Origin of the sequence: Pseudomonas sp. B3(2017), from assembly GCF_002113595.1 — a bacterium.
In the GTDB taxonomy this organism is placed as follows: domain Bacteria; phylum Pseudomonadota; class Gammaproteobacteria; order Pseudomonadales; family Pseudomonadaceae; genus Aquipseudomonas; species Aquipseudomonas ekonensis.
In genome coordinates, this window is the sequence record NZ_NEIU01000004.1 from 118,008 (window position 1) to 144,535 (window position 26,528).

28 protein-coding genes and 1 pseudogene are annotated in these 26,528 nt (G+C 67.3%); 13 read left to right on the forward strand and 16 right to left on the reverse strand.

Annotated features, from left to right (window positions below; genetic code table 11):
- Positions 1-36: 36 nt before the first annotated feature.
- Entirely contained in the window at positions 37-834 is a 798-nt protein-coding gene (locus CAG33_RS07515; RefSeq protein ID WP_085637588.1) for an SDR family NAD(P)-dependent oxidoreductase, read from the reverse strand.
- A gap of 137 nt (positions 835-971) precedes the next feature.
- On the opposite strand from CAG33_RS07515, the gene CAG33_RS07520 reads away from it, so the two are divergent.
- The gene (locus CAG33_RS07520; RefSeq protein WP_085579940.1) at positions 972-1,892 is read left to right on the forward strand and encodes a LysR substrate-binding domain-containing protein; all 921 of its coding nucleotides are present in this window, start codon (positions 972-974) and stop codon (positions 1,890-1,892) included.
- On the opposite strand, the gene CAG33_RS07525 is transcribed toward CAG33_RS07520, so the two are convergent.
- A complete protein-coding gene (locus CAG33_RS07525) occupies positions 1,813-2,406 on the reverse strand; it encodes a DinB family protein (protein ID WP_085630481.1) in 594 nt (197 codons plus the stop codon). The genes CAG33_RS07520 and CAG33_RS07525 overlap by 80 nt on opposite strands.
- A gap of 72 nt (positions 2,407-2,478) precedes the next feature.
- A complete protein-coding gene (locus CAG33_RS07530; protein WP_085637592.1) occupies positions 2,479-3,399 on the reverse strand; it encodes a pyridoxal-phosphate dependent enzyme in 921 nt (306 codons plus the stop codon).
- A gap of 166 nt (positions 3,400-3,565) precedes the next feature.
- On the opposite strand from CAG33_RS07530, the gene CAG33_RS07535 reads away from it, so the two are divergent.
- Positions 3,566-4,225, forward strand: coding sequence for an isoprenylcysteine carboxylmethyltransferase family protein (locus CAG33_RS07535; RefSeq protein ID WP_085630486.1), 660 nt, complete (start codon positions 3,566-3,568; stop codon positions 4,223-4,225).
- A gap of 132 nt (positions 4,226-4,357) precedes the next feature.
- On the opposite strand, the gene CAG33_RS07540 is transcribed toward CAG33_RS07535, so the two are convergent.
- Both CAG33_RS07540 and CAG33_RS07545 read right to left on the reverse strand, forming a co-directional pair.
- Positions 4,358-5,038, reverse strand: coding sequence for an HAD-IA family hydrolase (locus CAG33_RS07540; protein WP_085637595.1), 681 nt, complete (start codon positions 5,036-5,038; stop codon positions 4,358-4,360).
- Positions 5,039-5,103: 65 nt separating this feature from the next.
- Positions 5,104-5,520 carry a response regulator gene (locus CAG33_RS07545; RefSeq protein ID WP_085579929.1) on the reverse strand — a complete coding sequence of 139 codons (417 nt, stop codon included), beginning with the start codon at positions 5,518-5,520 and terminating at the stop codon, positions 5,104-5,106.
- A gap of 189 nt (positions 5,521-5,709) precedes the next feature.
- Here CAG33_RS07545 and CAG33_RS07550 point away from each other — a divergent pair, with 189 nt between their 5' ends.
- Positions 5,710-6,651, forward strand: coding sequence for a class I SAM-dependent methyltransferase (locus tag CAG33_RS07550; RefSeq protein WP_085630492.1), 942 nt, complete (start codon positions 5,710-5,712; stop codon positions 6,649-6,651).
- Positions 6,652-6,917: 266 nt separating this feature from the next.
- On the opposite strand, the gene CAG33_RS07555 is transcribed toward CAG33_RS07550, so the two are convergent.
- A complete protein-coding gene (locus tag CAG33_RS07555) occupies positions 6,918-7,691 on the reverse strand; it encodes a helix-turn-helix transcriptional regulator (protein WP_085579925.1) in 774 nt (257 codons plus the stop codon).
- A gap of 111 nt (positions 7,692-7,802) precedes the next feature.
- Between CAG33_RS07555 and CAG33_RS07560 the strand changes: the two genes are divergently transcribed.
- Complete coding sequence (locus CAG33_RS07560; RefSeq protein WP_085579923.1) at positions 7,803-8,906, forward strand: extracellular solute-binding protein; 1,104 nt, start codon at positions 7,803-7,805, stop codon at positions 8,904-8,906.
- Positions 8,907-9,066: 160 nt separating this feature from the next.
- Positions 9,067-10,182, forward strand: a complete 1,116-nt coding sequence (locus tag CAG33_RS07565; protein WP_085637599.1) for a P1 family peptidase — start codon at positions 9,067-9,069, stop codon at positions 10,180-10,182.
- 21 nt (positions 10,183-10,203) lie between these two features.
- On the opposite strand, the gene CAG33_RS07570 is transcribed toward CAG33_RS07565, so the two are convergent.
- Complete coding sequence (locus CAG33_RS07570) at positions 10,204-10,791, reverse strand: NAD(P)H-dependent oxidoreductase (protein WP_085630498.1); 588 nt, start codon at positions 10,789-10,791, stop codon at positions 10,204-10,206.
- A 99-nt stretch (positions 10,792-10,890) separates the two neighbouring features.
- On the opposite strand from CAG33_RS07570, the gene CAG33_RS07575 reads away from it, so the two are divergent.
- The gene (locus CAG33_RS07575) at positions 10,891-11,520 is read left to right on the forward strand and encodes a TetR/AcrR family transcriptional regulator (RefSeq protein ID WP_085637602.1); all 630 of its coding nucleotides are present in this window, start codon (positions 10,891-10,893) and stop codon (positions 11,518-11,520) included.
- A gap of 203 nt (positions 11,521-11,723) precedes the next feature.
- Here CAG33_RS07575 and CAG33_RS07580 read toward each other — a convergent pair whose 3' ends face one another.
- Positions 11,724-12,410: a GNAT family N-acetyltransferase gene (locus CAG33_RS07580; protein ID WP_085579917.1), complete on the reverse strand. Its 687-nt coding sequence runs from the start codon at positions 12,408-12,410 to the stop codon at positions 11,724-11,726.
- Positions 12,411-12,623: 213 nt separating this feature from the next.
- On the opposite strand from CAG33_RS07580, the gene CAG33_RS07585 reads away from it, so the two are divergent.
- A complete protein-coding gene (locus CAG33_RS07585; RefSeq protein ID WP_085637605.1) occupies positions 12,624-12,950 on the forward strand; it encodes a YXWGXW repeat-containing protein in 327 nt (108 codons plus the stop codon).
- A gap of 41 nt (positions 12,951-12,991) precedes the next feature.
- Positions 12,992-13,204 (forward strand): YXWGXW repeat-containing protein, encoded by a 213-nt coding sequence (locus CAG33_RS07590; RefSeq protein ID WP_085637608.1) that lies wholly within the window; start codon positions 12,992-12,994, stop codon positions 13,202-13,204.
- A gap of 6 nt (positions 13,205-13,210) precedes the next feature.
- On the opposite strand, the gene CAG33_RS07595 is transcribed toward CAG33_RS07590, so the two are convergent.
- Both CAG33_RS07595 and CAG33_RS07600 read right to left on the reverse strand, forming a co-directional pair.
- Positions 13,211-13,768, reverse strand: coding sequence for a YceI family protein (locus CAG33_RS07595; protein ID WP_085579911.1), 558 nt, complete (start codon positions 13,766-13,768; stop codon positions 13,211-13,213).
- Between the two features lie 51 nt (positions 13,769-13,819).
- Positions 13,820-14,725: a LysR family transcriptional regulator gene (locus CAG33_RS07600; RefSeq protein ID WP_085630500.1), complete on the reverse strand. Its 906-nt coding sequence runs from the start codon at positions 14,723-14,725 to the stop codon at positions 13,820-13,822.
- A 120-nt stretch (positions 14,726-14,845) separates the two neighbouring features.
- Between CAG33_RS07600 and CAG33_RS07605 the strand changes: the two genes are divergently transcribed.
- Positions 14,846-16,279 (forward strand): amidase, encoded by a 1,434-nt coding sequence (locus CAG33_RS07605; protein WP_085637611.1) that lies wholly within the window; start codon positions 14,846-14,848, stop codon positions 16,277-16,279.
- Positions 16,280-16,332: 53 nt separating this feature from the next.
- Here CAG33_RS07605 and CAG33_RS07610 read toward each other — a convergent pair whose 3' ends face one another.
- Positions 16,333-17,691, reverse strand: a complete 1,359-nt coding sequence (locus CAG33_RS07610) for an MATE family efflux transporter (RefSeq protein WP_085579905.1) — start codon at positions 17,689-17,691, stop codon at positions 16,333-16,335.
- Positions 17,692-17,864: 173 nt separating this feature from the next.
- Between CAG33_RS07610 and CAG33_RS07615 the strand changes: the two genes are divergently transcribed.
- Both CAG33_RS07615 and CAG33_RS07620 read left to right on the forward strand, forming a co-directional pair.
- Positions 17,865-18,425: a chorismate mutase gene (locus tag CAG33_RS07615; protein ID WP_085637614.1), complete on the forward strand. Its 561-nt coding sequence runs from the start codon at positions 17,865-17,867 to the stop codon at positions 18,423-18,425.
- A gap of 135 nt (positions 18,426-18,560) precedes the next feature.
- Positions 18,561-18,923 carry a hypothetical protein gene (locus CAG33_RS07620; protein WP_085637617.1) on the forward strand — a complete coding sequence of 121 codons (363 nt, stop codon included), beginning with the start codon at positions 18,561-18,563 and terminating at the stop codon, positions 18,921-18,923.
- A 69-nt stretch (positions 18,924-18,992) separates the two neighbouring features.
- Here the strand turns inward: CAG33_RS07620 and CAG33_RS07625 are convergent, their stop codons facing one another.
- Positions 18,993-19,328 (reverse strand): hypothetical protein, encoded by a 336-nt coding sequence (locus tag CAG33_RS07625; protein WP_085579899.1) that lies wholly within the window; start codon positions 19,326-19,328, stop codon positions 18,993-18,995.
- Positions 19,329-19,502: 174 nt separating this feature from the next.
- Between CAG33_RS07625 and CAG33_RS07630 the strand changes: the two genes are divergently transcribed.
- Positions 19,503-21,179, forward strand: coding sequence for a diguanylate cyclase (locus tag CAG33_RS07630; protein WP_085637619.1), 1,677 nt, complete (start codon positions 19,503-19,505; stop codon positions 21,177-21,179).
- Between the two features lie 12 nt (positions 21,180-21,191).
- Here the strand turns inward: CAG33_RS07630 and CAG33_RS07635 are convergent.
- Both CAG33_RS07635 and CAG33_RS07640 read right to left on the reverse strand, forming a co-directional pair.
- Positions 21,192-22,279: pseudogene (locus tag CAG33_RS07635) on the reverse strand (polyamine ABC transporter substrate-binding protein).
- A gap of 51 nt (positions 22,280-22,330) precedes the next feature.
- Positions 22,331-23,632 (reverse strand): FAD-binding oxidoreductase, encoded by a 1,302-nt coding sequence (locus tag CAG33_RS07640; protein WP_085630510.1) that lies wholly within the window; start codon positions 23,630-23,632, stop codon positions 22,331-22,333.
- 160 nt (positions 23,633-23,792) lie between these two features.
- Between CAG33_RS07640 and CAG33_RS07645 the strand changes: the two genes are divergently transcribed.
- Positions 23,793-24,698: a LysR substrate-binding domain-containing protein gene (locus tag CAG33_RS07645; RefSeq protein WP_085637623.1), complete on the forward strand. Its 906-nt coding sequence runs from the start codon at positions 23,793-23,795 to the stop codon at positions 24,696-24,698.
- 1 nt (position 24,699) lies between these two features.
- On the opposite strand, the gene CAG33_RS07650 is transcribed toward CAG33_RS07645, so the two are convergent.
- Together CAG33_RS07650 and CAG33_RS07655 are read right to left on the reverse strand one after the other, a co-directional pair.
- A complete protein-coding gene (locus CAG33_RS07650; RefSeq protein WP_085579889.1) occupies positions 24,700-25,089 on the reverse strand; it encodes a cytochrome c family protein in 390 nt (129 codons plus the stop codon).
- A 78-nt stretch (positions 25,090-25,167) separates the two neighbouring features.
- Positions 25,168-26,499 (reverse strand): PLP-dependent aminotransferase family protein, encoded by a 1,332-nt coding sequence (locus tag CAG33_RS07655; protein ID WP_085579887.1) that lies wholly within the window; start codon positions 26,497-26,499, stop codon positions 25,168-25,170.
- Positions 26,500-26,528 lie beyond the last annotated feature (29 nt).

Genomic DNA, 26,528 nt, shown 5'->3' on the forward strand with positions numbered 1-26,528 from the left:
GCGGCCGGTCAGACTCCGCCGGCAAACCCCGCCCGTTCAGATCGTCAGGCTGTCGACCACGCCCCCGTCGACCCGCAGCGCGGCGCCGGTGGTGGCCGACGACAGCGGCGATGCGATGTACGTCACCAGGTGCGCGACCTCCTCCACATCGGCCACCCGCTGGATGATCGAGGTGGGGCGCGCCTTGCGCACGAACGCATCGGCCTCGTCGCGCAGGGTGCGGCCGGATTCGGCGGCGGCGTCCTTGAGCATCTCTTCCAGGCCGTCGGTGAAGGTCGGCCCCGGCAGGACCGCGTTGACCGTGACGCCGGTGCCCGCCAGGCGCTTGGCCAAGCCATGGGACACCGCCAGGTTGGCGCTTTTGGTCACGCCGTAGTTGATCATGTCGGCCGGTGTCGCCACGCCGGACTCCGAAGACAGAAAGATCACCCGCCCCCATCCGCGCTCGACCATCGCCGGCACGTAATGGCGGGCCAGGCGCACGCCGGAAATCACGTTGACCTCATAGAAGCGCGCCCACTCGCTGTCCGACGCCTCGAAGAAGTCCACATCGTTGAAGATCCCGAGGTTGTTCACCAGGATGTCGGCCACCGGCTCCGCCGCGAACAGCGCCTGCGCGCCTTCGGCGGTGCCCAGATCCGCGGCCAGGCCGCGCAGCTGCGCTCCCGGCACCTGGCGACGGATGCCCGCCAGCGTCTGCTCGACCTTGGCCGGGTCGCGGCCGATCACCACCACAGTGGCGCCCGCCTCGGCCAGCGACCGGCTGATGCCCAGGCCGATCCCGCCGGTGCTGCCGCTGACGATGGCCAGTTTTGCGCTCAAATCGATCTTCATGCCTTCACCTCATCGATGGGTAACGGTGTTCGTTCGAAAGCCCACAGGCTGCGCCCGCGGTGGATCCAACGTCAAGCCGCCCGGATCCCGCAACGACTCCTACACTGAAGACTCCGCCAACCCCGGAGTCCATCGGCATGAACCGCAACGACCTGCGCCGCGTCGACATGAACCTGCTGGTGATTTTCGAGACCCTGATGTTCGAGAAGAACCTGACCCGCGCCGGGGAGAAGCTGTTCCTCGGCCAGCCCGCCGTCAGCGCCTCGCTGGCCAAGCTGCGGGATCTGTTCGACGACCCGTTGCTGGTGCGCAACGGCCGCGTCCTCGAACCGACCCAGCGGGCCCTGGCGATCCTCAAGGAGTTGCAGCCGGCGATGGACACCATCTCCGGCGCGGTCAGCCGGGCCAAGGACTTCGACCCGCTGAGCAGCCGCGACGTGTTCCGCATCGGCCTGTCCGACGACGCCGAGTGCGGCCTGCTGCCGCCGCTGCTCAAGCAACTGCGCGAAGAGGCGCCGAATGTCGTGGTGGTGATCCGCCGGGTGAATTTCCTGCTGATGTCGTCGATGCTCGCCTCCGGCGAGATCTCCGTCGGCGTCAGCTACACCACCGACCTGCCGGCCAACGCCAAGCGCAAGAAACTGCGCGACCTGCGCTGCAAGATCCTGCGCGGCGACGACCGTCCCGGTGCGCTGACCCTGGACGACTACTGCGAACGGCCCCATGCGCTGGTGTCGTTCTCCGGGGACCTGGGCGGCGCCATCGACAACGACCTGGCCCGGGTCGGCCGTTCGCGCCGGGTGGTGCTGGCGGTGCCGCAGTTCGCGCCGCTGCGGGCGATCCTGGCCGGCACCGACATGCTCGCCACCGTGCCGGACTTCGCCGCCTGCGCGCTGGTCGAGGGCAGCGGCGTGCTGCGGGCCGACGAGCCGCCGTTCGAGATCATTCCCTCGGAGCTGTCGATGGTCTGGAACGGGGTCAACGACAACGATCCGGCGGAACGCTGGCTGCGCTCGCTGATTGCCCGTCACATGTCGGCGCCTCTGCCGGCGCACTGAACGCCTTGAAGCCGGGGTCGACCTCGCGCAGGTACACCGGCAGGTCGGTCATCGGCGGCATCTGCGGGATCTCGAAATACATCTGGATCACCCAGCCCCGGTGGTAGCTGTTGTGGTTGACCACATGCAGGAAAATCGCCCCGGCGCTCATCGTGCCGCCGTCGCCGGACACGAACGTGAAGTCCACCGGATGGTTCAACGACGCTTCGGTCTGCCCGGCGCTCCAGGCGCAGTACCAGTCATCGGCTTCCTCCTGGGCCCGGCGCAGTTCGGCGAGATCGGCGTAGACCAGATCGTGGGACGTCTCGAAGCCGTGGCTGCGCCCTTCCAGGTGCGCCTGCCAGATCCGGTCGACCACGTAGATGTGGTTCAGTGTGCCGATCATGTTTTTGAAGATGGTCTTGCGCTCCCGGGTGATTTCCTCCGCCGGCAACGCTTGCAGGCTGTCGAACAGGCGCCGGTTGGCCCAGCGCTTGTAGCCGGCGAACAGATGGGCTGTGGCCAGGTTGATCATCGCGGGCACCTTAGGCGCAAAAAAGGATCCGTCCAGAATAGTCCCTGTGCGCCGCAGCGGCGCCGTCACCGACTACTGGTCGGTGGTGCGCGCCCACCCCGCCACCAGTTGCGCGCTGATGCTGACCCCGCCGCACACGATGATCACCACGTCGTGGGCACCGGCCAGCGCCGGGTGGTCGAGGTAGGCCACCGCCAGCGAAACGCCGCAGGCCGGCTCGACCAGTTGGCGCAGGTCGCTGGCGTAGCGCACCACACCCAGGATCGCATCGTCGTCGGACAGCACCAGGCATCGGTGGGCAAATTCGCCGATGTGCGCCACCGGCCAGGCCGCCACCTGGGCCGCGCCGAGGGACGTGGCCACGGTGTCGATCCGGCTCAGGCGCACCGGATGACCGGCCTCGACCGCCGCCGCGAACGAGGCGGCGCCCTGGGTCTCGCAGGTGACGATGCGGCAGTCGCGGCGCCCGTGGCGCAGCAGCCCGGTGAGGATCCCCGCCAGCAGCCCGCCGCCGCCCACCGAGGTGACGACGGTGTCGACCTGCGGGCAGTCCTCGAGGATTTCGTCGACCATCGAGCTGTGCCCGCGCCACAGCACCGGGTGGTCGAAGGCCGGCACGTATTCGGTGTCCGCCGCGCCCGCCAGTTCCCGCGCCCGCTGGTTGGCCTCGTCCCAGACCTTGCCGTGCACGATCACCTCGGCCCCGGCCCGGCGAATGCGCGCGCGGGTCGCCTCCGGGGTGGTGTGCGGCACCACGATACAGGCCTGCAGGCCCAACCGGGCCGCCGCCACCGCCGTGGCCAGCCCCGCGTTGCCGCCGGACGGGCACACCACCTTGAACTTGCCCTGCGCCGCCGCCTGGCTGCACAGAAGGCCCATGCCGCGCAGCTTGAACGAGCCGCCCGGTTGCAGGTTCTCCAGTTTCAGCCAAATGCGGCGCTGCGGTGTCGAGAGCGTCGGATGAAGGATCAACGGCGTGCGGATGTGCAGCATGACGGCCTCCGGAGTGCGCCGCAGCCCGGCGACATCCGCGCCGGGCCGCGGTCGGTTAGGATGGCGGATGTCCCTTCCTCAAGCGTAGCCCACCCCGCCGCCGGGGCCCCGCACGACGAAACCGGCAACTACACTCAACGCAACGGCAGCCAGGGTTGAGGGTTCCATGAAGATGTCTGCACAGATGACCGTCGTCGCGGTGCTGGCCACGCTCGCGTACCTGGGCCTGGCGATGTGGGGCATCGGCGGCGTGGCGGTGTTCTTCTCCCACGGGGCGTTGGTGGTGGTGGCGCTGGCGACCCTGGCGATGGTGGTGGCCTCGCTGTTCAGCGAGGTGAACCTGAGTGCCGGCGAACGGGAAGACCGGGCCAACCGCTGGGTGATCCCGGCGTTCGGCGTGATCGGGCTGGTCAGCGCCGTGCTGCCGGCGTATTGCGACAGGATCGGCTTCTGGACCTTCGGCCGCGAAGGCGTGCGTTGGGTGGGGGCTGTGCTGTTCATCGCCGGCGGCGCGCTGCGCCTGTGGCCGGTGTTCGTGCTGGGGCACCGCTTCAGCGGGTTGGTGGCCATCCAGCCGGGGCACCGGCTGGTTACCGACGGCATCTACCGGCGCCTGCGCAACCCGAGCTACCTGGGGCTGGTGGTGAACGCGGTCGGCTGGGCGCTGGCGTTCCGTTCAACGGTGGGCCTGCTGCTGGCGGCGGTGACGCTGATCCCGCTGATCGCGCGCATCCACTCCGAGGAAGCCCTGCTGCGGGCGCAGTTCGGCAGCGAGTACGACGCCTATTGCGCCCGCACCTGGCGCTTGTTGCCGGGCATCTATTGACCCGGGGCGCCGACTTCAGCGGCGCCTGACACGCCGCCATCGCCAGCAGGCTGGCTCCCACGAGGATCCCGGGCGCCTACAAAATCCCTGTACCCCACAGGACCCTGCATGCCTTGCCTCGGTTGCCTGCGGTCAGCCATCCCGCCGTTTTGCGCTGAGCGACAACCGCCCGTCGCTGCCGGCGCGGATCTCCAAGCCGTCATAACGGTCAATCGTCGCGTGCGGGGTCTCAAGCGGGTACTGGTGGGTCGCGGTGATGACCATCAGCGGCGCGCCGACGGCCTCGGCGGCGAGGATGCCGGCGGTCGCGTCCTCGAAGACCAGGCAATCGCCCGGCTCGACGCCCAGGCGTTCGGCCGCCAGCCTGTAGCCGGCCGGATCCGGCTTGCCGGTGGTCACGTCTTCGGCGGTGATCATCACCGCCGGCTCGGGGATCCCCGCCGCCGCCATCCGCCGCAGGGCCAGATCCCGCGGCGCCGAGGTCACCATGGCCCAGCGATCCGCCGGCAAGGCCTTGAGGAACGCCGCCGCGCCGGGAATCTCGACAACGCCCTCGACGTCTTCGATTTCCGCCACGGTGATGTACGCCGCCTGCGCCTGCGCATCCACCCCCGGCAGGTTCAGCCGCCGGATGGTGTCGATGGCCCGCACGCCATGGATGGTCGGCAGAAACGAATCGACGTCCACCCCGTGGTGCACCGCCCACGCCGACCAGATCCGCTCGGCGGCGGCGATAGAGTTGAGGACGGTGCCGTCCATGTCGAACAGGAACGCGCCGAACGCGCGGTTGAGCACAGCATCAAGGGCAGGCAAGGGGTCGCATCCTCAGGCAAGGGGCCGGGCAAATGTGCCCGGCAATGTAACACTTGCGCAAAGGATCAGTGCAGCAGGCGCGGGGCCTTGAACTTAAAGGCGACAGCCACGCAGTCGAGCAGTTGGCCGATGGCCCAGGGCTTCTTGATGAACGCCACCGGATGCCGAACCCCGGAGGTCTGCGGCGTCTCGTAGCCGGACATGACCATCACCGGCTTGTCCGGCCAACGGTCACCCACCAGATTGGCCAGATCCGCCCCGTTGAGCGTGCCCGGCATGGTGATGTCGGTGAGCAGCAGCGCCACCTCCGGCGCGTGGGCCTCCAGATACTCGGACGCCGCGTCGGCGCTGGTCTGCGGCTCGACCCGGAAACCCTCCTCCTGCAGGATTTCGCAGAGAAACTCCAGAATCAGCGGATCGTCCTCGACCACCAGAATCAACTCGCCAGGCCGTTGCGAATTCGCCGTCGGTACTGGGCACATGAACGGTCACTCCCTGAATTGCATGAACAGTGTCGCGGATCGGATCCGCTTCTTATCTGGTATGAGCCGATGCCTGCGAGGAAATTCATTTTTGATACAGACGATTTTCCCGCTGCCCGCAGGCAGAGTCCGCGACGCCGGTTTTTTGTGGGTAAAATGCCCGCCCTTTTCGTTTGCCGATTCCGATTGATGACCCCTCAAGCCCTTGCCCTCCTCCACGCCCATCTGCTCGACGCGCTGGCCTCGCCCCCCGCCGAGACCCGCCGCCTGTTCCATGGGCGCGGGCGTTGCTGGCCGGATCTGGAGCAGGTCACCGTGGACTGGCTGCAGGGCGTGGTGCTGGTGTCGCTGTTCAAGGAACCGGAGGCGCAGCGGCTCGAAGCGCTCAAGGGGATGCTGCTGGAACTCACCGGATCGGCGCAGTGGCGCCAGTCCGGCGCCCACACCCTGTTGATCCAGCACCGTTACCTGCCGCAAAGCACCGCCGAATGGCTGCTGGGCGAGGAAATCGACGAGATGACGCTCGTCGAGGGCGGCCTGAAGTACCGGGTGGACCTGGGCCGCAAGCAGAACGCCGGGCTGTTCCTCGACATGCGCTACGGGCGCGACTGGGTGCGCGGGCAGGCGGCGGGCCAGCGGGTGCTGAACCTGTTCGCCTATACCTGCGGCTTTTCCGTGGCGGCCATCGAGGGCGGCGCCAGCCATGTGGTCAACCTGGACATGTCCCGCGCCGCCCTGAGCCGGGGCCGGGACAACCACCGCCTGAACGGCCATGACCTGGGCAAGGTGAGTTTCCTCGGCCACGACCTGTTCAAGTCCTGGGGCAAGGTGATCAACGGCGGGCCGTATGACCTGGTGATCATCGACCCGCCGTCGTTCCAGAAAGGCAGCTTCCTGCTGACCAAGGACTACCAGCGCGTGCTGCGCCGCCTGCCGGAACTGCTGACCCCGCAAGGCACGGTGCTGGCCTGCATGAACGATCCGTCGTTCGGCCCGGATTTCCTGATCGAGGGCGTGACGCGGGAAGCGCCCGGGCTGCGTTTCGAACGGCGGCTGGAGAACCCGCCGGAGTTTCCCGACATCGATCCGCAAAGCGGCCTGAAGGCCTTGGTGTTCCGGCGCCTGGACTGACGCTGCGGTCCATCGTGCGCATTACCAGCATCGTGGGAGACTGACGCACCGCCATCGCGGGCAAGCCCGCTCCCACAGGTATCGCGGGTGTATGCAGAATCCGCGAACACCTCGGACACTGTGGGAGCGGGCTTGCCCGCGATGGCGGTCTGTCAGCCAAGAATGATGGGCCTGACAGGCTGGTTCCACAGGGGATTGCGGTTGAACACCGAGCCCGTGAACACCCGGATCCCTGTGGGAGCCAGCCTGCTGGCGATGGCGGTGTGTCAGGCAGGCCGCAGCACCAGCGCGAACAGCTCGCCGTGCCCGGTGACGTTGAGCTTGTGGTAGAGGTTGCGCCGGTGCACCTTCACGGTCTCCGGCGAGATGCCCAGCTCCCGGGCGATGGCCTTGCTGGAGAAGCCTTGCAGGATCAGCCGCGCGGTGTCGATTTCCCGCGATGTCAGGCGCGCGTCGAAGCGGTCGAGCAACGTCGCCAGATCCCCGGCCGGCGCTTCGGCGACCGCCCCTTGCGGCGGCAGCAACTGCGCATGCCGGCGCATCGCCGCCAGCACCCAGTCGCGCACGCACAGCAGGCGCCCCTGCTCTTCAGTGCCGAACACCGTCGAACGGCCCAACGACAGGCTCAGCACCCCACCCTCGACGTTGACCAGAAACTGCAGCTCATCGGCCCCGACCACCGAGCGGAAGTAGCTTTGGTAGTACTCGCTCTGCATGAACTGGTCCGGCGCCACCGACGCCAGGCTGTGCAGCCCGTCGGCGATGCCGGCGACCGCCGCCTGGTGAAACGGGTCGAGCTGGTACAGGCCGGCGCTGTAGCCGGCCAGGTCTTCCTGCTCGTCGGGGTGGGCCGCGCTGTCGAAATCGGTCAGCAACTGCGGCGCCCGGCCCGGCGCCATCAGCGCCACCAGGGCATTGTCCAGCGGCACCAGCAACCGCAGGGTATCCACCAGCGCGCGCCAGAAACCGTCCTGGCCCACGGCGCCGAACATCCGCGCCAGGCTCTGGTGAACGGGCAGTTCCTTCAGCAATGCGTCCACGCACTACCCCTTTTGAGTAACCCTTGATGGGAATGGGTGGGCCGCCGCCGGCCCGATAGCCTGAGCGCTCCCGTCAATCACCGGCCTGCCGCAGGCCAGGAGTGCCGCATCATGCGTCGTCACCGTGGGTATATCAACCTGGGCCTTGGCGCCTGCGTGGCGGTGGCTTCGGCCGCCATGGCCACTGACGCGCCGAGCGTGCACGTCTACAACTGGTACGACTACATCGGCCCGACGACCCTGCATGACTTCAAGCGCGACAGCGGCATCGAGCCGGTGTACGACACCTTCGACAGCGCCGAGGTGCTGGAAGGCAAGCTGATGACCAGCCGCAGCGGCTACGACGTGGTGGTGGCCAGCAACTACAGCCTGCCGACCCTGATCCAGGCCGGCGCTCTCGCCCCGCTGCCCCGCGACCGGTTGCCGGGCTGGAAGAACCTGGACGACGGCCTGCTCGGCAAACTGGCCGACAACGACCCCGGCAACCGCTACGCCGTGCCCTACCTGTGGGGCACCAACGGCATCGGCTACAACATCGACAAGGTGCGCGCCGCCCTCGGCGACAAGGCGCCGGTGGATTCCTGGGACCTGGTGTTCAAGGAAGAGAACCTGGCCAAGCTTGGCGAGTGCGGCGTGGCCATGCTCGACTCCCCCTCGGAGATGCTGCCGGTGGCCCTGCATTACCTCGGCCTGCCGCCCAACAGCACCGACGCCGAGGACTACCGCAAGGCCGAAGCGCTGCTGCTCAAGCTGCGCCCGCACATCGCCTACTTCAATTCGTCGAAGTTCATCAGCGACCTGTCCAACGGCAACATCTGCGTGGCGGTCGGCTGGTCGGGGGCGATGCTCGAAGCCAAGACCAACGCCGAACAGGCCGGCAACGGCGTGAAAATCGCCTACAGTCTGCCCAAGGAAGGCGCGCCGGTGTGGTTCGACACGCTGGTGCTGCTCAAGGACGCACCGCACCCGGCCCAAGGCCTGGCGTTCATCGATTACCTGCTGCGCCCGGAGGTCATCGCGCCGGTCACCGACCACCTGTCCTACCCCAACGGCAACCGCGCGGCCACCGCGCTGCTCAACGCGGCCACCCGTGACAACCTCGCGGTCTACCCGCCCGCCTCGGCGATGGCGACGCTGTTCACCCTCGAACCGCTGCCCAAAGCCACCGAACGTGTGCGCACGCGGGTGTGGAGCAAGGTCAAGAATGGTCAGTAGCAAGCATCAACTGCAGGTTTGAGAGCTGACCGCAGATTCCATGCACACCCACGATCCACTGTGGGAGCCAGCCTGCTGGCGATGGCGTCATCCAAATCGCCGCAGGGCCCAGGCAAGACCGTTGTGCACACCCCTTCACCTTTACCGAGAGACTGAACCGATGAAACCCCGCGCCAGAGACCTGAACATCCGCATCGGCCGGTTGCAGCCCGGCCCGCTCAACGCCATCACCGACGTGCCCGGCGTGCGGGTCGGCCACAGCAGCGTGCGCGGCCGCAGCGCCGCCGGCCGCGACATCTGCACCGGCGTCACCCTGATCGAGCCCCGCGCCGGTTCGACCAACCGCCAACCGTGCTTCGCCGGGGTGCATGTGCTCAACGGCAACGGCGACGCCACGGGGCTGGAGTGGATTCGCGAAGCGGGCCTGTTGACCAGCCCGGTGGCCTTCACCAACACCCACAGCCTGGGCGTGGTGCGCGATGCGTTGATTGCGCAGGACCGGGCGCAGCAACCGGACGACGGCCGCCTGTACTGGAACATGCCGGTGGTGCTGGAGACCTTCGACGGCTTGCTCAACGACATCAACGGCTTCCACGTGAAACCCGAACATGTATTCGACGCCGCCAACGCGGCGACGGGCGGCCCGGTGGCGGAAGGCGCCGTCGGCGGCGGCAGCGGCATGGTCTGCCACGAGTTCAAGGGCGGCATCGGCACCGCGTCGCGCCGCCTGGACACGACCCAAGGTGGCTGGACGGTGGGGGCCATCGTCCAGGCCAACCATGGCGTGCGCCGGGAACTGCGGGTGGACGGCTACCCGGTGGGCCGTTTTCTGGAACCGAAGGCCTCACCGTTCACGGACGCGGCCCTGCCCCATCCGGGCATGGGATCGATCGTCGTCTGCCTGGCCACCGACGCGCCGTTGCTGCCGCACCAATGCACACGCCTGGCGCAACGGGCCAGCCTTGGCCTGGCCCGCACCGGGGGCGGCAACGAAGACCAGAGCGGCGACCTGTTCATCGCCTTCGCCACCGGCAACGACCACATCCCGCCCGCCGCCTACGAACGCAAGGGCGCACCGACCTGCGACGGGCTGCGCATGGTCACCAACGACCACATCAGCGCGCTGTTCCTGGCGGCCACCGAAGCGGTCGAAGAAGCCATCATCAACGCCTTGCTGGCGGCCGAGACCACCGAAGGCAACGGGCACACGGTGCCGGCGCTGGACGCCGACACCTTGCTCGCCGCGCTCGACAAGGCCGGTTGGCCCGGCGCCTGATGTTTCGTGCGGGGCCGGCCTTCACTTGAACAGGCCGAGCCCCAGCGCGTGGGCGGTTTGCAGATGCAGCGCCGGATCCTGCAGCTCCGATTCCAGCAACAGCGTCGAACGACCCACCGTCGCCCCGCAGTAGTCGAAGATGCCGTGCTCGATCTGCGCCTTCATCGCCGCACCGTAGCCGTGCCGTTCGTAAGTGCCAGCGTCCGCCCCGCCGAGGCCGACCAAGTGCACGTGCAAGCGGCCCAGCTTCTTCGAAAGCCCCGTTCCGCCGTCGAAATCGAAGGCCCAGCCGTTGCTGAACACCCGGTCGATCCAACCTTTGAGCAGCCCGGGCATCGCCCACCAGAACACCGGAAAGACCAGCACCAACGCATCGGCGCGGTCGATGCGCGCCTGCTCGGCCAGGACATCCGCTGGCGGCGGCGATTCGCGGTGGTGCACGGCCCAGTCCGTCCGGGTGAAACGCGGATCGAAACCTTCGGCATGCAGGTCGGCGATTTCGACCGTGTGGGCCGGATCGGCCGCCGTCACGCCTTGCGCGATCCGCTGCGCCAGCGCATGGGTCAATGAACGGTCATCGTGATGATCCACAACAATCAATGCGTGCATGGGAATCTCCAGGTGGTGGACGCGCGCCGGGGGCTCTATACTCCAGGCAAGCTACTATCGGTAAGCTACCGAAAGTAAACTACGTTTGGTATATAACCCATGTCAACCACCGAAATCCCCAAACCCGCCCAGCCCCGGCGACGCCTGTCGCGGGCGGATCGCCATCGCCAACTGCTCGAACAGGCCTGGCAGCTGATTCGCGAACAAGGCACCGACGCCCTGACCCTCGGGTATCTGGCGGAGAAGGCCGGCGTGACCAAACCGGTGGTCTACGACCACTTCACCACCCGGGCCGGCCTGCTGGCCGCGCTGTACCAGGATTTCGACCGGCGCCAGACCGCTCTGATGGACGCCGCGCTGGCCACCTGCGCGCCGCGCCTGACCGACACTGCGCAGGTGATCGCCACGCAATACGTCGACTGCGTGCTGACCCAAGGCAAAGAGATTCCCGGGGTGATCGCCGCATTGGCCAGCACCCCGGAGCTGGAGAAGATCAAACGGGAGTACGAAGCGATCTTCCTGGAAAAGTGCCGAAATGCATTGCTGCCCTTCACTCAGGGTGCAGCCATCACCCAAGCGAGCCTGCGCGCGATGCTGGGCGCCGCCGAGGCGCTGTCCCAGGCGGCGGCGAGCGAAGAGATCACTGCCGCCCAGGCCCGCGACGAGCTGTTCGCCGTGGTTTTCGCCTTGGTCGAAAGAGCCGCAAAGCAGGTGACTGACGGTACTTGAGGCCGCCCGCGCACCTTCCTACGATGGAGTTACGCAGCCGCTGGTCCGCCAGACCGCTGCGTAGGCGCGGGTGCATTGAACCCCTATCAAGCCCGCGCTTCGCTTCATGCGCATCTTGAGCCTCACGGGCTCTACTTCCTCCCCATCAAAGAGTCTTGAGGCTCTTTTTTTGTCTGCGTAAACCGGTGCCGCCGCGCGGGGAATCAGTGCAGGGTCAGGCGCTGGCGGACAAACGCTTCCGTGCGCCGCGTCACCTGGTCCAGATGCCGGTCGCGCTGCTTTTCCGCATCGAGCATCGCCCGCTTGCCGTGCTTCTGCAAAAGGTAGGTGTGGATCTGCTGCACTTCCAGCGAGCGGTAGATCGGCGTCGTGTCGATGTAGCCGCTCAGTCCGCTGCTGCGGTGATGGCGGGTGCTCATCAGCACCTGCGTCGCCCGTTGGCCGATCACCTGAAAGCCCATGGCTTCGAAGTACGGCACCTTGCCCACGGTGCACGTCAGTTCGGCATGGGGGTAACGGGCCAGCATCTCGCCGACCATCGCCCGCGCAAGGCCCTGGCGCCGATGCCCTTCACGCACGGCCAGGTAGGCGACGTTGCACGCCTCCCAATCGCCCTGCACCGGCAGGTACAGCAAGAACCCGGCGACCTGCTCCGGATCGTCCTCGTCGGTGGCGACCAACAGTTCCACCTCCGTGCCCTTCTCCCCGTTCAACGCCTCCAGGTACAGGTGCACCTCGTAGCCGACCGCGTACTGGTAGACGTTGTACAGCAGGTTGCTGGGGCCCAGGCCGATGGCGCTGATGTCGGTCAGGTAATCGACGACCATCTGCAGAATCTGGCTGTTGATGCCTTCGGGGCACGGTGACTTGAAGTGGGTGATGCGGGGCATGGCGGGCGGACTCCGGCGTAAGGCACAGTCGCCGGGCGACTGATGCCCGGCAAGCGGCGACATCATACCTTGTGCGGGGGATTGCGGTGTCCGTCGGATCTGGCGGTGCATGGCTGACAAAAATTTCATCTGCCCGGCAGCGGATCTTTCGCCGATTCGGCGTCCAATTCTTCAACTGCGCTCACTTTCCGAGGCAGGCCTTGAGGAGTTGTCATGAACGTTGTCCGTTCGTTGTCCCATTGGCGCAAAGCCCTGCTGCTGGTGCCGTTGACGTTCGCGGCGTTGGCCGGCACGCCGGCGTTCGCCCAACCCGAAGTCATCATCCGGGAAGCACCGCCGCCGATGCGCGTGGAACCGATGCCCGGCGCTCGCCCCGGCTACGCCTGGGACCAAGGCCACTGGCGCTGGGAAGGACGCGGCTACGCCTGGGTGCCCGGTCACTGGCAGCCGGTGGTGCGCCATGGTGCCCGCTGGAAACCGGGGCACTGGCAGGCGCGCGGACCTAACTGGTACTGGGTCGAAGGCCATTGGGTGCGCTGACCGTGAACCGACCGCAAACGCCCCTCTTCAGGAACACCGTCATGTCGCGATCCGTCAAAACCCTGATCGCCGCGGCGCTGGCGGCGATCACCCTGTCCGGCTGCGTCGTCGCCCCGGCCCGGCCGCACCGGCCACCCCCGCCGGTGGAAGTGGTGCCGGTCATGCCTGCGCCGGGCTATCACTGGGTACAGGGCCATTACCGCTGGGGCGGCAACCAATGGCGCTGGGTGCCGGGGCATTGGCGGGCCTACTGAGGCCCGTCACTGCTGCGGCGCCACCACCTTGAACTTGATGTCGATGTCCTTCGACACCACGGTGTCCGCCCATTCCCCCGCACCGAGGCCGAAGTCGTCGCGCTTGAGCGTCAGCGCACCGTCGAAGATGCCGATGCCGTCGCCCGGCTTCAGGTGCACCGGCACCTGCACCTCGCGGGAAATGCCTTTGAGGGTGAGCCGGCCGGTGACCCGGTAGCGGTCGGCGCCGGCCGGATCGAAGCGGGTCGACTCAAACACCGCCACCGGGTATTTCACGGTGTCGAACCAGGCCGGCTTCACCAGTTCGGTGTTGGCGTCCTCGCTGCCGGCGTCAATGCTGGTGAGGTCGATGCGCAGCGTGGTGCGGGCGTCGGCGAGGCGGTCGGTGTCGAACGCCAGGGTGGCGTCGAACCGGCCGAACGTACCGTACATCCGCGAGCCCATCTGGCTGTAGGTGAAACTGATCTGGCTGGCTGCCGTATTGACCCGCTCGTACTCGGCCGCCGACGCGGCGGACACTGCGCCCAGACACGACATTGCCGCCAACAGCCATCGGATCGACATGGGACTCTCCGCTCTCGGGCACCTCGATTGACTTAAGCAAACATCCGCCGCTCATGCCACCTCGCCGGCCATGTGCGCCTTCAAGTAAGCGATCAGCGCGGTGACCTTCGGCGACGGCACATGCTCGCGGGCGGTCACCGCGTTCAGGTCTTGGGGCGGTCCGATCCACTCGGGCAGCACCCGCACCAGCCGCCCGGCCCGCACATCCTCGTCCAGGCTCTGCTCCATCGCCAGCGTCAGCCCCTCGCCGGCCAGCAAGGCGTCGCGCAGCAGCGCAGGGTCGTTGGCCAGGATCTGCGGGTCGACGCGGTAATCCTTGAGCCGCCCGCCGGCCCGGCGCAACGGCCAGACATAACCGACATCGCGCCGGGCCTGGTGCAAGGTCAGCGTCCGGTGCCGCATCAGTTCTTCGGGACCTGCGGGATGCCCCTCGCGCTCAAGGTACGCCGGCGCGGCGAACAGGCCCGTGGGAAAGCTCGCCAGCCGCCGGGCGATCAGGCTCGAATCCGGCAGCGCGCCGAGGCGCAGCGCCAGGTCGATCTTCTCGCCCACCAGATCCAGCGGCACATGGGACGCCAGGATCTCCAGGCGCACCTGCGGATAGCGCTGGCGAAACCCGGCCAGCATCGGCGCGAACCAACTGACGCCGAACGAGAACGGCACCGTCACCCGCAGCCAGCCGCGGGGCCCTTCGCGCAATTGCTGCACGGCGTGTTCGGCCTGCTCCAGGGTGTCGGCGACGGACTGGCATCGCTCGTAGTACACGGCGCCGGCCTCGGTCAGGCTCAGCTGGCGCGTGGTGCGGCGCAGCAGCTGTGCGCCGATGGCCTGCTCCAGTTCCCGCACCCGCCGGCTGACCGTGGTCTTGGGAATCTGCAAGGCATGGGCCGCCGCCGTGAAGCTGCCCAGGCGCACCACCTGCACGAACACCAGCGTGTCATTCAAATCGCGTTTCATCCGTACACCTTCCCGACGGCGGACTGTGCCGTTTGCGGCACATTGCATGCCGGGATTATGGGCTAATCACCGCCGCTGGCGCGACTTAGGATCAAGCCTCCCCTTACTGGAGTGCCCCTGATGAAGCTCGAAGAATACGCCGCCCACGACGGCATCGGCCTGGCGCGGTTGGTCGCCGCCGGTGACGTCACCCCCCAGACGTTGGCCGCATTGGCCAGCGAAGCCGTGCAACGGGTCAACCCGTCGCTCAATGCGGTGATCGAACACTGGGCGCCCACCGTGACGCCCGGCAGCGGCCCGTTGGCCGGCGTGCCGTTCCTGATCAAGGATCTGGCCATCACCGCCGCCGGCCGCCGCAATGAATTGGGCAGCCGCCTCGCCCAAGGGCTCGTGGCACCGAACGACTCCCACCTGATGCAACGCTTCAACGCCGCCGGCCTGCTCACGCTGGGCCGCACCACCACGCCGGAAATGGCGTTCAGCACCGAAACCGATTCCACCCTGCAAGGCCCGACGCGCAACCCGTGGGATGCGCAACGCTCCGCCGGCGGATCCAGCGGCGGCGCCGGGGCGGCCGTCGCCGCCGGCATCGTGCCCATCGCCCACGCCACCGATGCGGCGGGCTCGATCCGGGTGCCGGCGGCGTTCAACGGCCTGGTGGGGCTCAAACCGACCCGGGGCCGCAGTTCCCACGGGCCGGTGATGGACGAAGTGTTCGCCGGCCTCGGCGTGCAGTTGGGCCTGTCGCGTTCGGTGCGTGACAGCGCAGCGTTGATGGACGTGGTGCAGGGCTGTGCGCCGGGCGACCCGTACCACACCGCCGCGCCGGCCGAGGGCTTTCTGGCCCAGGTCGGCCGCGATCCGGGCCGTTTGCGCATCGGCGTGCTCGACACGCCGTGGAACGGCGCCGCCGTCGACCCAGAGATCAAGGAGGCGCTGTCCGGCACCGCCCGCGAACTCGAAGCGCTCGGCCACCGGGTCGAGACCGTGCAAGCGCCGCTCGGCGTCTCGTGGGACGCCTTCGTCAACGCCAACGCGCACATCTGGTGCGCGAGCCTGGTGCGCTGGATCGACCACCTCGCCGGTGCCGCCCGCCGCCCCATCGACCGCAGCACCCTGGAGCCGGCCACCCTCGCCTGCTACGCCTTCGGCCAGCAATCCCGGGGCACGGACTTTGCGGCGGCGCTGGAGTTGCGCAACAGCATTGCCCGGCAGGTCGCCGCGTGGTTCGGGACGATCGATGTGCTGCTGACCCCGACCCTGCCGCAATTGCCGCAAGCCCTCGGCGCCTACAACCACGGCGCCGAGCGGCTGGACGGCCGGCAATGGACGGCACGGGTGTTCGAGCATTCGCCGTTCACGCCGGTGTTCAACGTGGCGGGAACCCCGGCGGTTTCGTTGCCGTTGGGCATCTCCCGCAACGGCCTGCCGATCGGCCTGCAACTGGCCGCCCGCTTCGGCGCCGATGACGTGCTGCTGCGCCTGGCGGTGCAACTGGAACAGGCCCTGCCGTGGCAGGGTCGCCGTCCTGCGCTATGGGCCGGCAACGCCTGACCGGCAAGCGGCCATCCCTGAGGCGAGGAAGCTTGCTCCCTCGCCTCAGGGGATTACACCAGCCGTTCGATCTTCTGATGCTGCCAGACCATTCTGTAATACAGCGTCTGCAGCACCAGCATCCCCAGGTAAGCCAGCGGAAACGCCATCCACACGCCCTGGAGGCCGTAGTGCCCGTCCAGCCAGTAGGCGGCCGGCAATTGCACGCCGACCACACACAAGATCGCCACCCCCACCGGCACCAGCACCGTGCCGCTGGCGCGCATGATCCCGCCGATGATCGCCTGGAAGCCGAACACCAGCAGGCTCCACAGCATGATGTGCAGCAGGTGCTCGGCCATCGCCCGGGTCGCGTCCTCGGTCAGGAATAGCCCCAACAGCCAATGCGACGCCAGGTAGCCCAGCACGATCAGGCCGCCGGTCAGGCCCACGTTGATCCAGAGCCCCGTGCGCAGGATCGGTCCCAGCCGTTCGAGCCGGCCGGCGCCGATGGCTTGGGCGCCGAGGATCGACGCGGTGATGGCGATCGACAGCGCCGGGAACTGCACGTAGTTGACGATCTGCGTGACCGCGCCATAGGCCGCCGTCGCCTGGGAGCCGTGCTGGTTCACCAGCGCCAGGATCACCAGCTCCGACAGCGACAGCACGATCATCTGCACCCCGGTCGGCAGGCCGATGCGCAACACCTTGCCCAGGATCGCCCCGTCCAGGCGCAGCGCCGCGAAGAACTCCCGGTCCGGCGCCAGCGGGTGCCCCTTGCGGATCAGCCGCCACGCCAGCCAGCCCATCGCCGCCAGGTTGCCCGCCAGCCCTGCGTACGCCGCGCTCTGGATGCCCATCTGCGGCAACCCCAGCCAGCCGCGGATCAAGGCCGGCGTCAGCGCCAGGCCGACGCCGGTCGAGACCATCAGCGCCAGCAGCGGCGACAGCGTGTCGCTCACCCCGCGCAGCAACTGGGTGAACAGCACGAACACCAGCATCGACGGCAAGATCCACATCATCACGTGGGCATAGGCCACCGCGTCGTCCAGCACATCCGCCGGCGTGCCCAGGCCCTGCAACGCCGGCCGCGCAAACACGCTGCCCAGCACCGCTGCCGCCAGACCGATCAGCACCCCCAACAGCAACGTTGCGCCGGAGATCGCCTTGACCATGTGCGCCTCCCGCGCGCCCCAGGCCTGGCCGATCAGCACGCCCGCCCCGGCACCCAGGCCGATGACCAGCGCAATGAAGAAAAAGATGATCGGGAACATTCCCGACACCGCCGCCAACGCCTGGGTGCCGAGCATCTGGCCGATGTAGATACTGTTGACCGTGCCGGACATCGATTGCAGGAAGTTCGACAGCACCATCGGCGCCAGGAACAGAAAGTAGGTTTGCCAGAGGGGGCGTTGGGCGGCAGGGTTTTGCATGGGGTAGAGATCCGTCTCGGCGGTCGGGGCTGATGACCGATAGCTTCAGCGAGTTGCCGCAAAGGCGCAATGAACATTTCGGGCCTCTGCCGCAAATGCTCCGGTGTGACCCATCGGTGGGTTCCGCCGCGCCGTTGTGGTAAACAACACGCCCCTTCATAGAGGTTGCCGACGTGCCCCACTCCCTGCGTTTGATGACGTGCGCATTGCTTGCGACGATCACCCTCACCGCCCAGGCTGCTCCATCTCCCGAGTCCTTGAAACCCTTGCTGACGACCCTCAACGAACGCCTGAACATCGGCGACCTGGTGGCGCTGACCAAATGGGACAGCGGCAAGCCGATCCAGGACAGTGCCCGGGAAGCCCAGGTGATCGCCAACGCCCGGACCCTGGCCGCCGAGCAAAAGCTCGACCCGGAAGACGTCGCGCAATTGATCGCCGCCCAGATGGAAGCCAACAAACTGGTGCAGTACGGCCTCCTGTCACAGTGGCAGGCGGCCGGCGCCGCGCCGGACACGCCGCGCCCGGATCTGGGCAAGCAGATCAGGCCCCGCCTCGATGAACTGCAGACCCGGCTGCTGCAGCAATGGGCCGCCTTCGCGCCCTATCGCCAGGATCCGGACTGCACGGCGTGGCTGGCCGGGGCGCGTAAGGGGCTGGCTCAGGACGCCCTGCATGAACTGGCCCTGATCCGCGCCACGGGCGAGTTGTGCGTTCGCCCCGCGAGACCTTGATCCGGATGGCTGACCTTGATTGCGGCCCTCATCGGCGGCATCGATAGTCACCATCAGCGCAATGAAGTTCTCTTAAAAAATCCCGGGCGTAACATCGGCTCCATACCCACCGACAACACCCTGGAGCACACGATCATGAAACGCCAAACCATCCTCGGCATCGCTTTCTCGGTACTTGCGCTGAACGCTTTTGCAGCCCCTTCCGCCCACACGATGATCGCCGAAGGCGGCTCGGACAAACTGATCGAAAGCCGTTTGGCCGAAGGCGGTTCGGACCGTCTGATGGAGCGTCGAGTGGCTGAAGGTGGTTCGGAGCGTCTGCTGGAACGCCGCGTCGCCGAAGGTGGTTCGGACCGTCTGCTGGAGCGCCGCGTCGCCGAAGGTGGCTCGGATCGTCTGCTGGAGCGCCGCGTCGCCGAAGGTGGCTCGGACCGCTTGATGGAACGCCGCGTCGCCGAAGGTGGTTCCGACCGCCTGCTGGAGCGCCGCGTCGCCTAATCCCTACAACTGCATCACCCATAAAAAAACCGGCCTGATCAGCCGGTTTTTTTTCGCCTTCGCCGTCGCTTACTGCGCGGTTTTCAGCTTGATCACGTCGCCGGACACCTTGGTGGTGTAGCCGGTGAGGACCCAGGCCCAGAACCAGTTTTCCTGGACCTGGGTGTTGATCATGGCATCGCCGCCGCGGGCCTGGATCGCGGCGCTCTGGGCGCGGACGAAACGGCTGTTCTGACGGATCGGGATGCAGCCGAACAGCAGCATGCCGGTGGCGCTGGCTTCGCTGTGGCCAATCACGGTGTATTGGCTGCTGTCGTAATGCTGGGTGTTCATCGGGGTGCCGGTGCAACCTGCCAGAACCGCACCGAACAGTGCGGCGGCGACGACTTTGCTGAGGTACTTCACTGCGTGACTCCATAAGGTGAACGCCCGGGATCCATCTCTCGGGCGGCGCACACTTTACCGGACGCGATAGCTCATTGATATCAAACTTGGCGGTTTTCTCGTCCCGCACTCACTGGCAGCCCGAGCGCGAATGCGCCTACCATGGCGCCACTCCAATAAGAACAGACACCGCCCATGCTCAAAGCCAGTCTGCGAAGCCACCTGACTCTCTGGTTTGCCGGTCTTTCTCTCCTGACGCTGCTGAGCGTCGGTTTCTACATCGGCCACATCGCCACCGAACAAATGAAGCAGGCCAGCGGCAACGCCTTGCTGAGCAACGCGCACTCGGCGGCGGCGCTGCTGGGCCAGCAGTTGCGCGAACGGCAACTGGAGGTCTACTTGCTCAGCCGGGCGCCGCACCTGGAGCGCGGCGACCTGGACAATCCGGCCATCCTGACCTCGATGAAACTGCGCAGCGAAGCCCGCGCCGAATACGCGTGGATGGGCGTGGCCGACGCCGAAGGCCGGGTGCACCAGGCCGTCAACGGGCTGCTGGTGGGCCAGTCGGTGCAGCAGCGGCCGTGGTTCCAGGCCGGCCTGCGCGGTGAGTACACCGGCGACCCGCACGAGGCCGTGCTGCTGGCCAAACTGCTGCCGGGCCTGCCGAACGGCGAGCCGCTGCGCTTCATCGACTTCGCCGCGCCGATCCACAATGCCGAAGGCCGGGTGATCGGCGTGCTCGGCGCCCACGCCCACTGGAGCTGGGTGACGCGGATCGTCGATTCGGCGGTCTCGCACAAGGACGCCGCACCGGACATCGAAGCGCTGATCATCGACCACGACGGCAAAGTGCTGTACCCCGAAGCGCTGGTCGGCCAGCAATTGGCGCCCACCGACCCCGCCTCGCCCGGCTGGATCGCCGCCAACGGTTACCTGACCGCCCAGGTCACGGTGCCGACCCCCGCCAGCACGGCGCTGTCCTGGTCGATCGCCGTGCGCCAGCCGCTGGACACCGCCCTGCAGCCGGCGCGTTCGCTGTTCTACAAACTGCTGTTGCTGGGCGGCCTCGCCGCCGTCGGGTTCGCGCTGGTCGGCCACTACCTGGCGCTGTACCTGAGCCGTCCGATCGAACACCTGGCGCGCTCGGCCCGGCAGGTGCAGAACCACGAATCCGGCGTGCGCTTCGCACTGCAGCACCCGGTGCAGGAGATCGCCCAGCTCGGCCAGTCCATCGACGCCATGACTCGCTCCCTGCTCGGCAAGGAACGCGAACTGCAACAGGCCAACGCCTCGCTGGAAGCCACGGTCGCCCTGCGCACCGCCGCCCTCGTCCAGGCCAACGCCGAACTGCTGACGCTGGCGACCCACGATGCCTTGACCGGCGTCCACAACCGTCGCCGCTTCGACGAGAAACTCACCGAATACAGCCTGCTGTTCCGCCGCACCGGCCGCCCGTTCGCCTTGCTGCTGATCGACGCCGATCACTTCAAGCGCACCAACGACACCCACGGCCACGCGGTGGGCGACGACGTGCTGCGGCAACTGGCGCAGCTCATCCAGGCCAACACCCGCGCCACCGACTTCGTGGCCCGCTACGGCGGCGAGGAATTCGCCGTGCTGCTGCCGGAGATCGCCCAGCCGGACACCCCGGACATCGTCGCCGAGAAGATTCGCGCCGCCGTCGCCGACGCACACTTCCCGGTGGTCGGCCAGATCACCGTAAGCATCGGCGTCGGCCTGGCCGACCCGGCCGACAATGCCCCCGCCGCACTGGTCACCCGGGCCGACCGGCAACTGTATCGGGCCAAGGCCGAAGGCCGGAACCGGGTGGTGTGCCAGGCGTCCTTCAGCGAGATGAACCGGCAAGGATGAAGGCCCGGGCACTCAGGTGTTGGTTTTCAGCCGGGTCCACAGCCGCGTCGTCAACCGGGCGATCGCCGCCGGCAACTCTTCCACGGTGAACAGCTTGTCCATCACCTCCCTGGGCGGGTAGATCGCCAGGTCTTGCCTCACCGCCGACGTCACCAGAGCGTCTGCGGCGGCGTTGGGGTTGGCGTAGTGGATGCTGTTGCTGATGTTGGCGATCACTTTGGGCTCCAGCAGGTAGTTCATGTACGTGTAGCCGTTGCGGGCGTGCGGGGCGTTCTTGGGCATGACCACCATGTCGAACCACAGGGTCGAGCCCTCTTCGGGAATCGAGTACGCGATGTCGATGCCGTTTTTCGCATCCCGGGCGCTGGCGGCGGCCTGGACCACATCGCCGTTGAAGCCGATCACCGCGCAGACGTTGCCGTTGGCCAGGTCGCTGATGTACTTGGAGGCATGGAAGTACTGCACATACGGGCGGATCTTCAGCAACAGCCGCTCGGCCTGCTTGTAGTCCGCCGGTTCGTGGCTGTGGGGCGGCAGGCCCAGGTAGTTGAGGGTGACCGGCAAGACCTGGGTGGGTTGTCGATGATCGCCACGCCGCATTGGCTCAGCTTCCGGATGTTGTCCTCGTCGAAGAACAGCTTCCATGAACGGGTCACGTCGGTGCTGCCGAAGATCGCCTTGATCTTCTCGACGTTGTAGCCGATGCCCGCCGTGCCCCACATGTACGGATAGCCGTACTGGTTGCCGGGGTCGTTGACCTCAAGCTTCTTCATCAGCACCGGGTCGAGGTTCTTCCAGTTCGGCAGCTGCGACTTGTCGAGTTTCTGAATCGCGCCGGCCTTGATCAGGCGCGACAGGAAATGGTTCGACGGGCTGACCACGTCGTACCCGGTGTTGCCGGTCATCAGCTTGGACTCCAGCACCTCGTTGCTGTCGTGGATGTCGTAGGTCGCCTTGATGCCGGTGAGCCGGGTGAAGTCGGGCAACGTGTCGTCGGCGATGTAGCCGTTCCAGTTGGAGATGTTGACGGTTTCATCGGCGAGGGCGGCGGACGAGCCGGCCGCCAGCAGGATCGCCAGGGAAAGTGCATGGACGCGCATGGTGGATCACCTGTGTCGTGGAGCGGTTGTTTTTGTTTGAGGTGCGCAACTTCAGATTTCTGTCCGGGCCCTGACCGCCTCCATGCGCATGCGCAGCCTTGCGCCGATGTCGAAGAACGGACGCGGCGGCAGCCAGCCGGGTTGCGCCCGCTGCATCACCGTGCGCAGCAGCGGCGAATCGACGCCCGATGCCAACTCCGCCAGCAACCGTCCCCACAGGGTGCCCCGCGCCACCCCCGAGCCGTTGCAACCGGCCACGGCGAACACGCCCTCCTGCACCCGCTCGAAATAGGCCTGCCCGCTGCGGGTCGCACTCAGGTGACCGGTCCAGGTGTAACGGATGTCCTGCTCGCCGAGAAACGGGAAACGCCGCTGCAGCCCACGGACATGGTGACGCCGGCGCTCGGCGAGCTCGCGGTCCGACAGATCCCGCGTGCGGTATTCGGCGGTGTTGCGGATCATTACCCGCCGGTCCGGCGTCAGCCGCACCGTGGCGCCCAGGGGGCGGGTCGAAAGCACGCCCCAGGGCTCGACCGCACCGATGGCCCGATACTCCTGGTCGGTGAGCGGCCGGGTGAGACTGGCGCTCAGTTCCATCGGGAACGTGGCGCTGTCGTCGATGCCCACCCGGGGCACGAAGGCGTTGAGGCACACCAGCACCCGAGCGGCTTCCACGCTGCCCCCGGGCCCGTTGGCGCGCAGACGGCCGTGGCCGAGTCGCTCAAGGCCCGTGATGTCGCTGCTCTCGAACACCGTGACGTTGTCCGGCACCGCATCGAGCAAACCCTTCACATACTTGGCCGGCTGCAGCAAGGCGTTGCCGTTGCCGCACCAGATCGCCGCCCGGTAGTGCGGCGTGCCGAGCCGTTGTTGCAGCGCTTGCCCTTGCAGCAGCTCCGCACGGGCACCCAGCGCCCGCAGCGTGGCCAGCTTGGCGTCCACCTGGCTGAGCTTGGCCGGGTCGCTGACCGCAAAGAAATAGCCGCTGTCGCGCCAGTCGCATTCGATGGCATGCCGGGCAATGCGCTGACGGACTTCTTCGTTGGCCGCCCGGGCAATCATCGTGTCGGTCTCGAACCCGGCGAAGCCCTGCGCACCGATCAGTTCGTCGCCGGCCGGGTGTTCATGGGCCACGACGAAACCCGAATTGCGCGCCGAAGCTCCTTGGGCCGCCCGCTGGCGGTCCACCACCGCGATGCGCGCCTGAGGGTGCAGTTCGGCGAGCGTCAGCGCCGCGCTGAGGCCGGTGATGCCGGCGCCGATCACCAGCCAGTCGGCCTTTTGCGCCCCCTCCAGGCGGCTGCGCTGCGGCGTATCCCCCGCTTGCGCAATCCAGCCACATACGTTTTCCATGCCTCACCTCGTTCGACGGTCGTTGCGCGCCTTGCCTCTTGCGGCCAGCCATGCGTGAATCGCATGCCATCCGAAGCAAGCTCAGCCTGACGACTAGAATCTATAAGGTCTTCGCTGGCCGAACCAACGCTATAAAATCATCGAGGCATACCGAAAACGCATGGATAAAATCCGCCATGTCCCGTCGCTGCAAGCCATGCAGGCCTTGGTGGAAGTCGCCGCCTGCGGCAGCTTCACCCGCGCCGCGCAGCGGCTGTGCCTGACCCAAAGCGCCGTCAGCCGGCAGATCCAGCAACTGGAAAGCCATTTCAACGTCGCCCTGTTCCTGCGCACCAGCCGCAGCCTGCTCCTGACCCCGGAAGGCGAGCAGGTGCTGGCCAGCGCCCACAGCATCCTCGACCAACTCAGCAGCCTTGCAGAGCGCCTGGCCCCGCAGCGGCGCCCGTTCAGGATCCGCATGCACGTGTCGCTGGCGGTGCGCTGGCTGCTGCCCCGGCTCAGCGACTTCTACCTGCGCCATCCCCTGGTGTCGCTGGCGATCGAGACCGTCGCCACCGAAGTCGTCGAACCGGCCAGCGACAGTGACGCCTACATCCTTTACCTGCCGACTGCGTCCAGCGACGCCGATTGCCTGACGTTGTTCGAGGAGGCGCTGGTGCCCGTTTGCGCACCGGATCTGCCGCACGCCCCACGGTCGGTCGAAGCACTGCCGGACTTTGCCCTGCTGCACCGCTCGGCGGACCGGCAAGCGTGGATCGAATGGCTGGCGATGAACGGCGGCAGGCCGCTGGAGGACTACCGGCACATACCGTTCAACCTGGATGAATTGGCGCTGGATGCGGCGGCGCGGGGCCTGGGGGTCGCGGTGACGGACATGACCCTGGCGGCCGAGTCCATCGAACGGGGCGTGCTGACGGTGCCGTTCGGCCAACCGCTCAAGACAGGCGGCACCTACACCTTGTGCCTGCAGCCTTCAGCGGCCGCGCATCCCGACTGCGCCGCGGTAAAGCAATGGTTCGCCGGGCAGGCGCAAACGGGATGGATCCGCAACGGCCCGGACGCATGAGTCATTCGGCCTGAAAGGTCTGGAGATACGCCAGCAGGTTGTCGATCTTCTCTTCGTCGCTGAGCCCCCAGAAGATCATCCGCGTGCCCGGCACCACGCCTTTCGGGTCCTTGAGGTACGCCGTCAGCGTCTCGCGGTCCCAGGTGATGCCCGAGCCTTTCATGGCCTCGGAATACACATAGTTGGCCGACGTCCCCGCCGCCCGGCCGATGATGCCGTTGAGCTGCGGGCCGAACCCGGGACGGGCGGATTCGCCCACCTGATGACAACCGCCGCACAGGCGCGGGAAGAGCTTGCCGCCAGCCTCAGCGTCGCCGGCGGCGCGGGCCGGAAGGCTCAAAAGGGCTGTGTTGAGGATCAGGGCGAGGGTCAGCAGGGCAGCGTTTTTCATCGGGGTTCCAGACAGGCCAGACGGGCGGCGCAAGGGTAGCAGATTGCGTAAGCCGCAAGCTTCAAGCCGCCGAGGACATTACAGATAAGCGCCCACCACCCGCCTGACCTTGATCAAGGCCTGGCGCAAAACGTCCATGCCCACCGACCCCAGGGCCAGCCGGATCGCGTGCGGCACATGGGCCGACACGGTGAACGGTTCCGCCGTGGTGACCGACACCTGCCCGCGCATCAGCTCAGCCACCACCTGATCGGCCCGGGCGTCTTCCGGCAGCGGCAGCCAGAGAAAATACGACGAAGGATGGCCCACCACCGGCAGCCCTTCGAGCACCTTCACCGCCAGCGCCTGACGGGCCCGGGCGTCTTGGCGCTTTTCCTCCTCCAGCCGCTCGACCGTGCCGTCATCCAGCCAGCCGCAGGCGATGGCGGTCATCACACCGGGGGTGTTCCAGGTGGTGGCGCGGATGATGCGCTCCAGCGCCGGCACCGTCGCCGGCGGTGCGACGATGTAGCCGACGCGCAGGCCGGTGGCGATGTTCTTGGACAGGCCTGAGACGTACACCGTGCGCTCCGGCGCCAGCACCGCCAGCGGGGGCGGCGGGCTGTCGGCCAGAAAGGCGTAGGCCGCGTCTTCGATGAGGGTCAGGTCATGCCGGCGGGCAATCGCCGCCAATTGCTCGCGCGGCCCCTGAGGCAGCACCCAACCCAACGGATTGTGCAAAGTCGGCATGCAGTACACGGCGCGCACCGGACGGCTGCGGCAGAGGGCATCCAGCGCCGCCAGGTCCGGCCCCTGGGCGGTGACCGGGATCGCCACCACCTCCAGGTGCAGCGCCTCAGCCAGCACCTTGAAGCCGGAATAGGTCAAGGCATCGGCGGCGATGACATCGCCGGGCTTGAGCAATGCCATCAACGTCACCGCCAGCCCCTGCTGCGCGCCGTTGACGATCAGCACCTGGCCGGCCTCGACCGCCAATCCGCGGCTGCGCAGGTGACGGGCGACCGAGGCCCGTTCGTGCTGGCGTCCGGCGTGGGGCTGATAGCGCAGCAGCGCCTCCAGGTCGCCGGACAATGCCAGTTGCCGCAACGCGGTGCGCAACAGGTCGTCCTGACCGGGCAGCGACGGATAGTTGAAATTGAGATCGATCATGCCGACGGCGACGTCTTTCTGGTCGATGCCTTGCCCCGGCGACAGCGAGGTTTCGCGCACGAACGTGCCGCGCCCGGTCTCGCCGCTCACCAGCCCCATGGCCTCGAGTTCGGCGTACACCCGCGAGGCGGTGACCAGCGCCAGCCCTTCGCGGGCGGCCAGTTGTCGGTGGGTGGGCAGGCGGGTGCCGGGCGCCAGACGCCCCGCGCGGATGTCGGCCGCGTAGAGGTCGACCAGGGACTTGTAGCGGGAACGGGGCATGCGGGCGTATCCATGACAATTCTTTGATT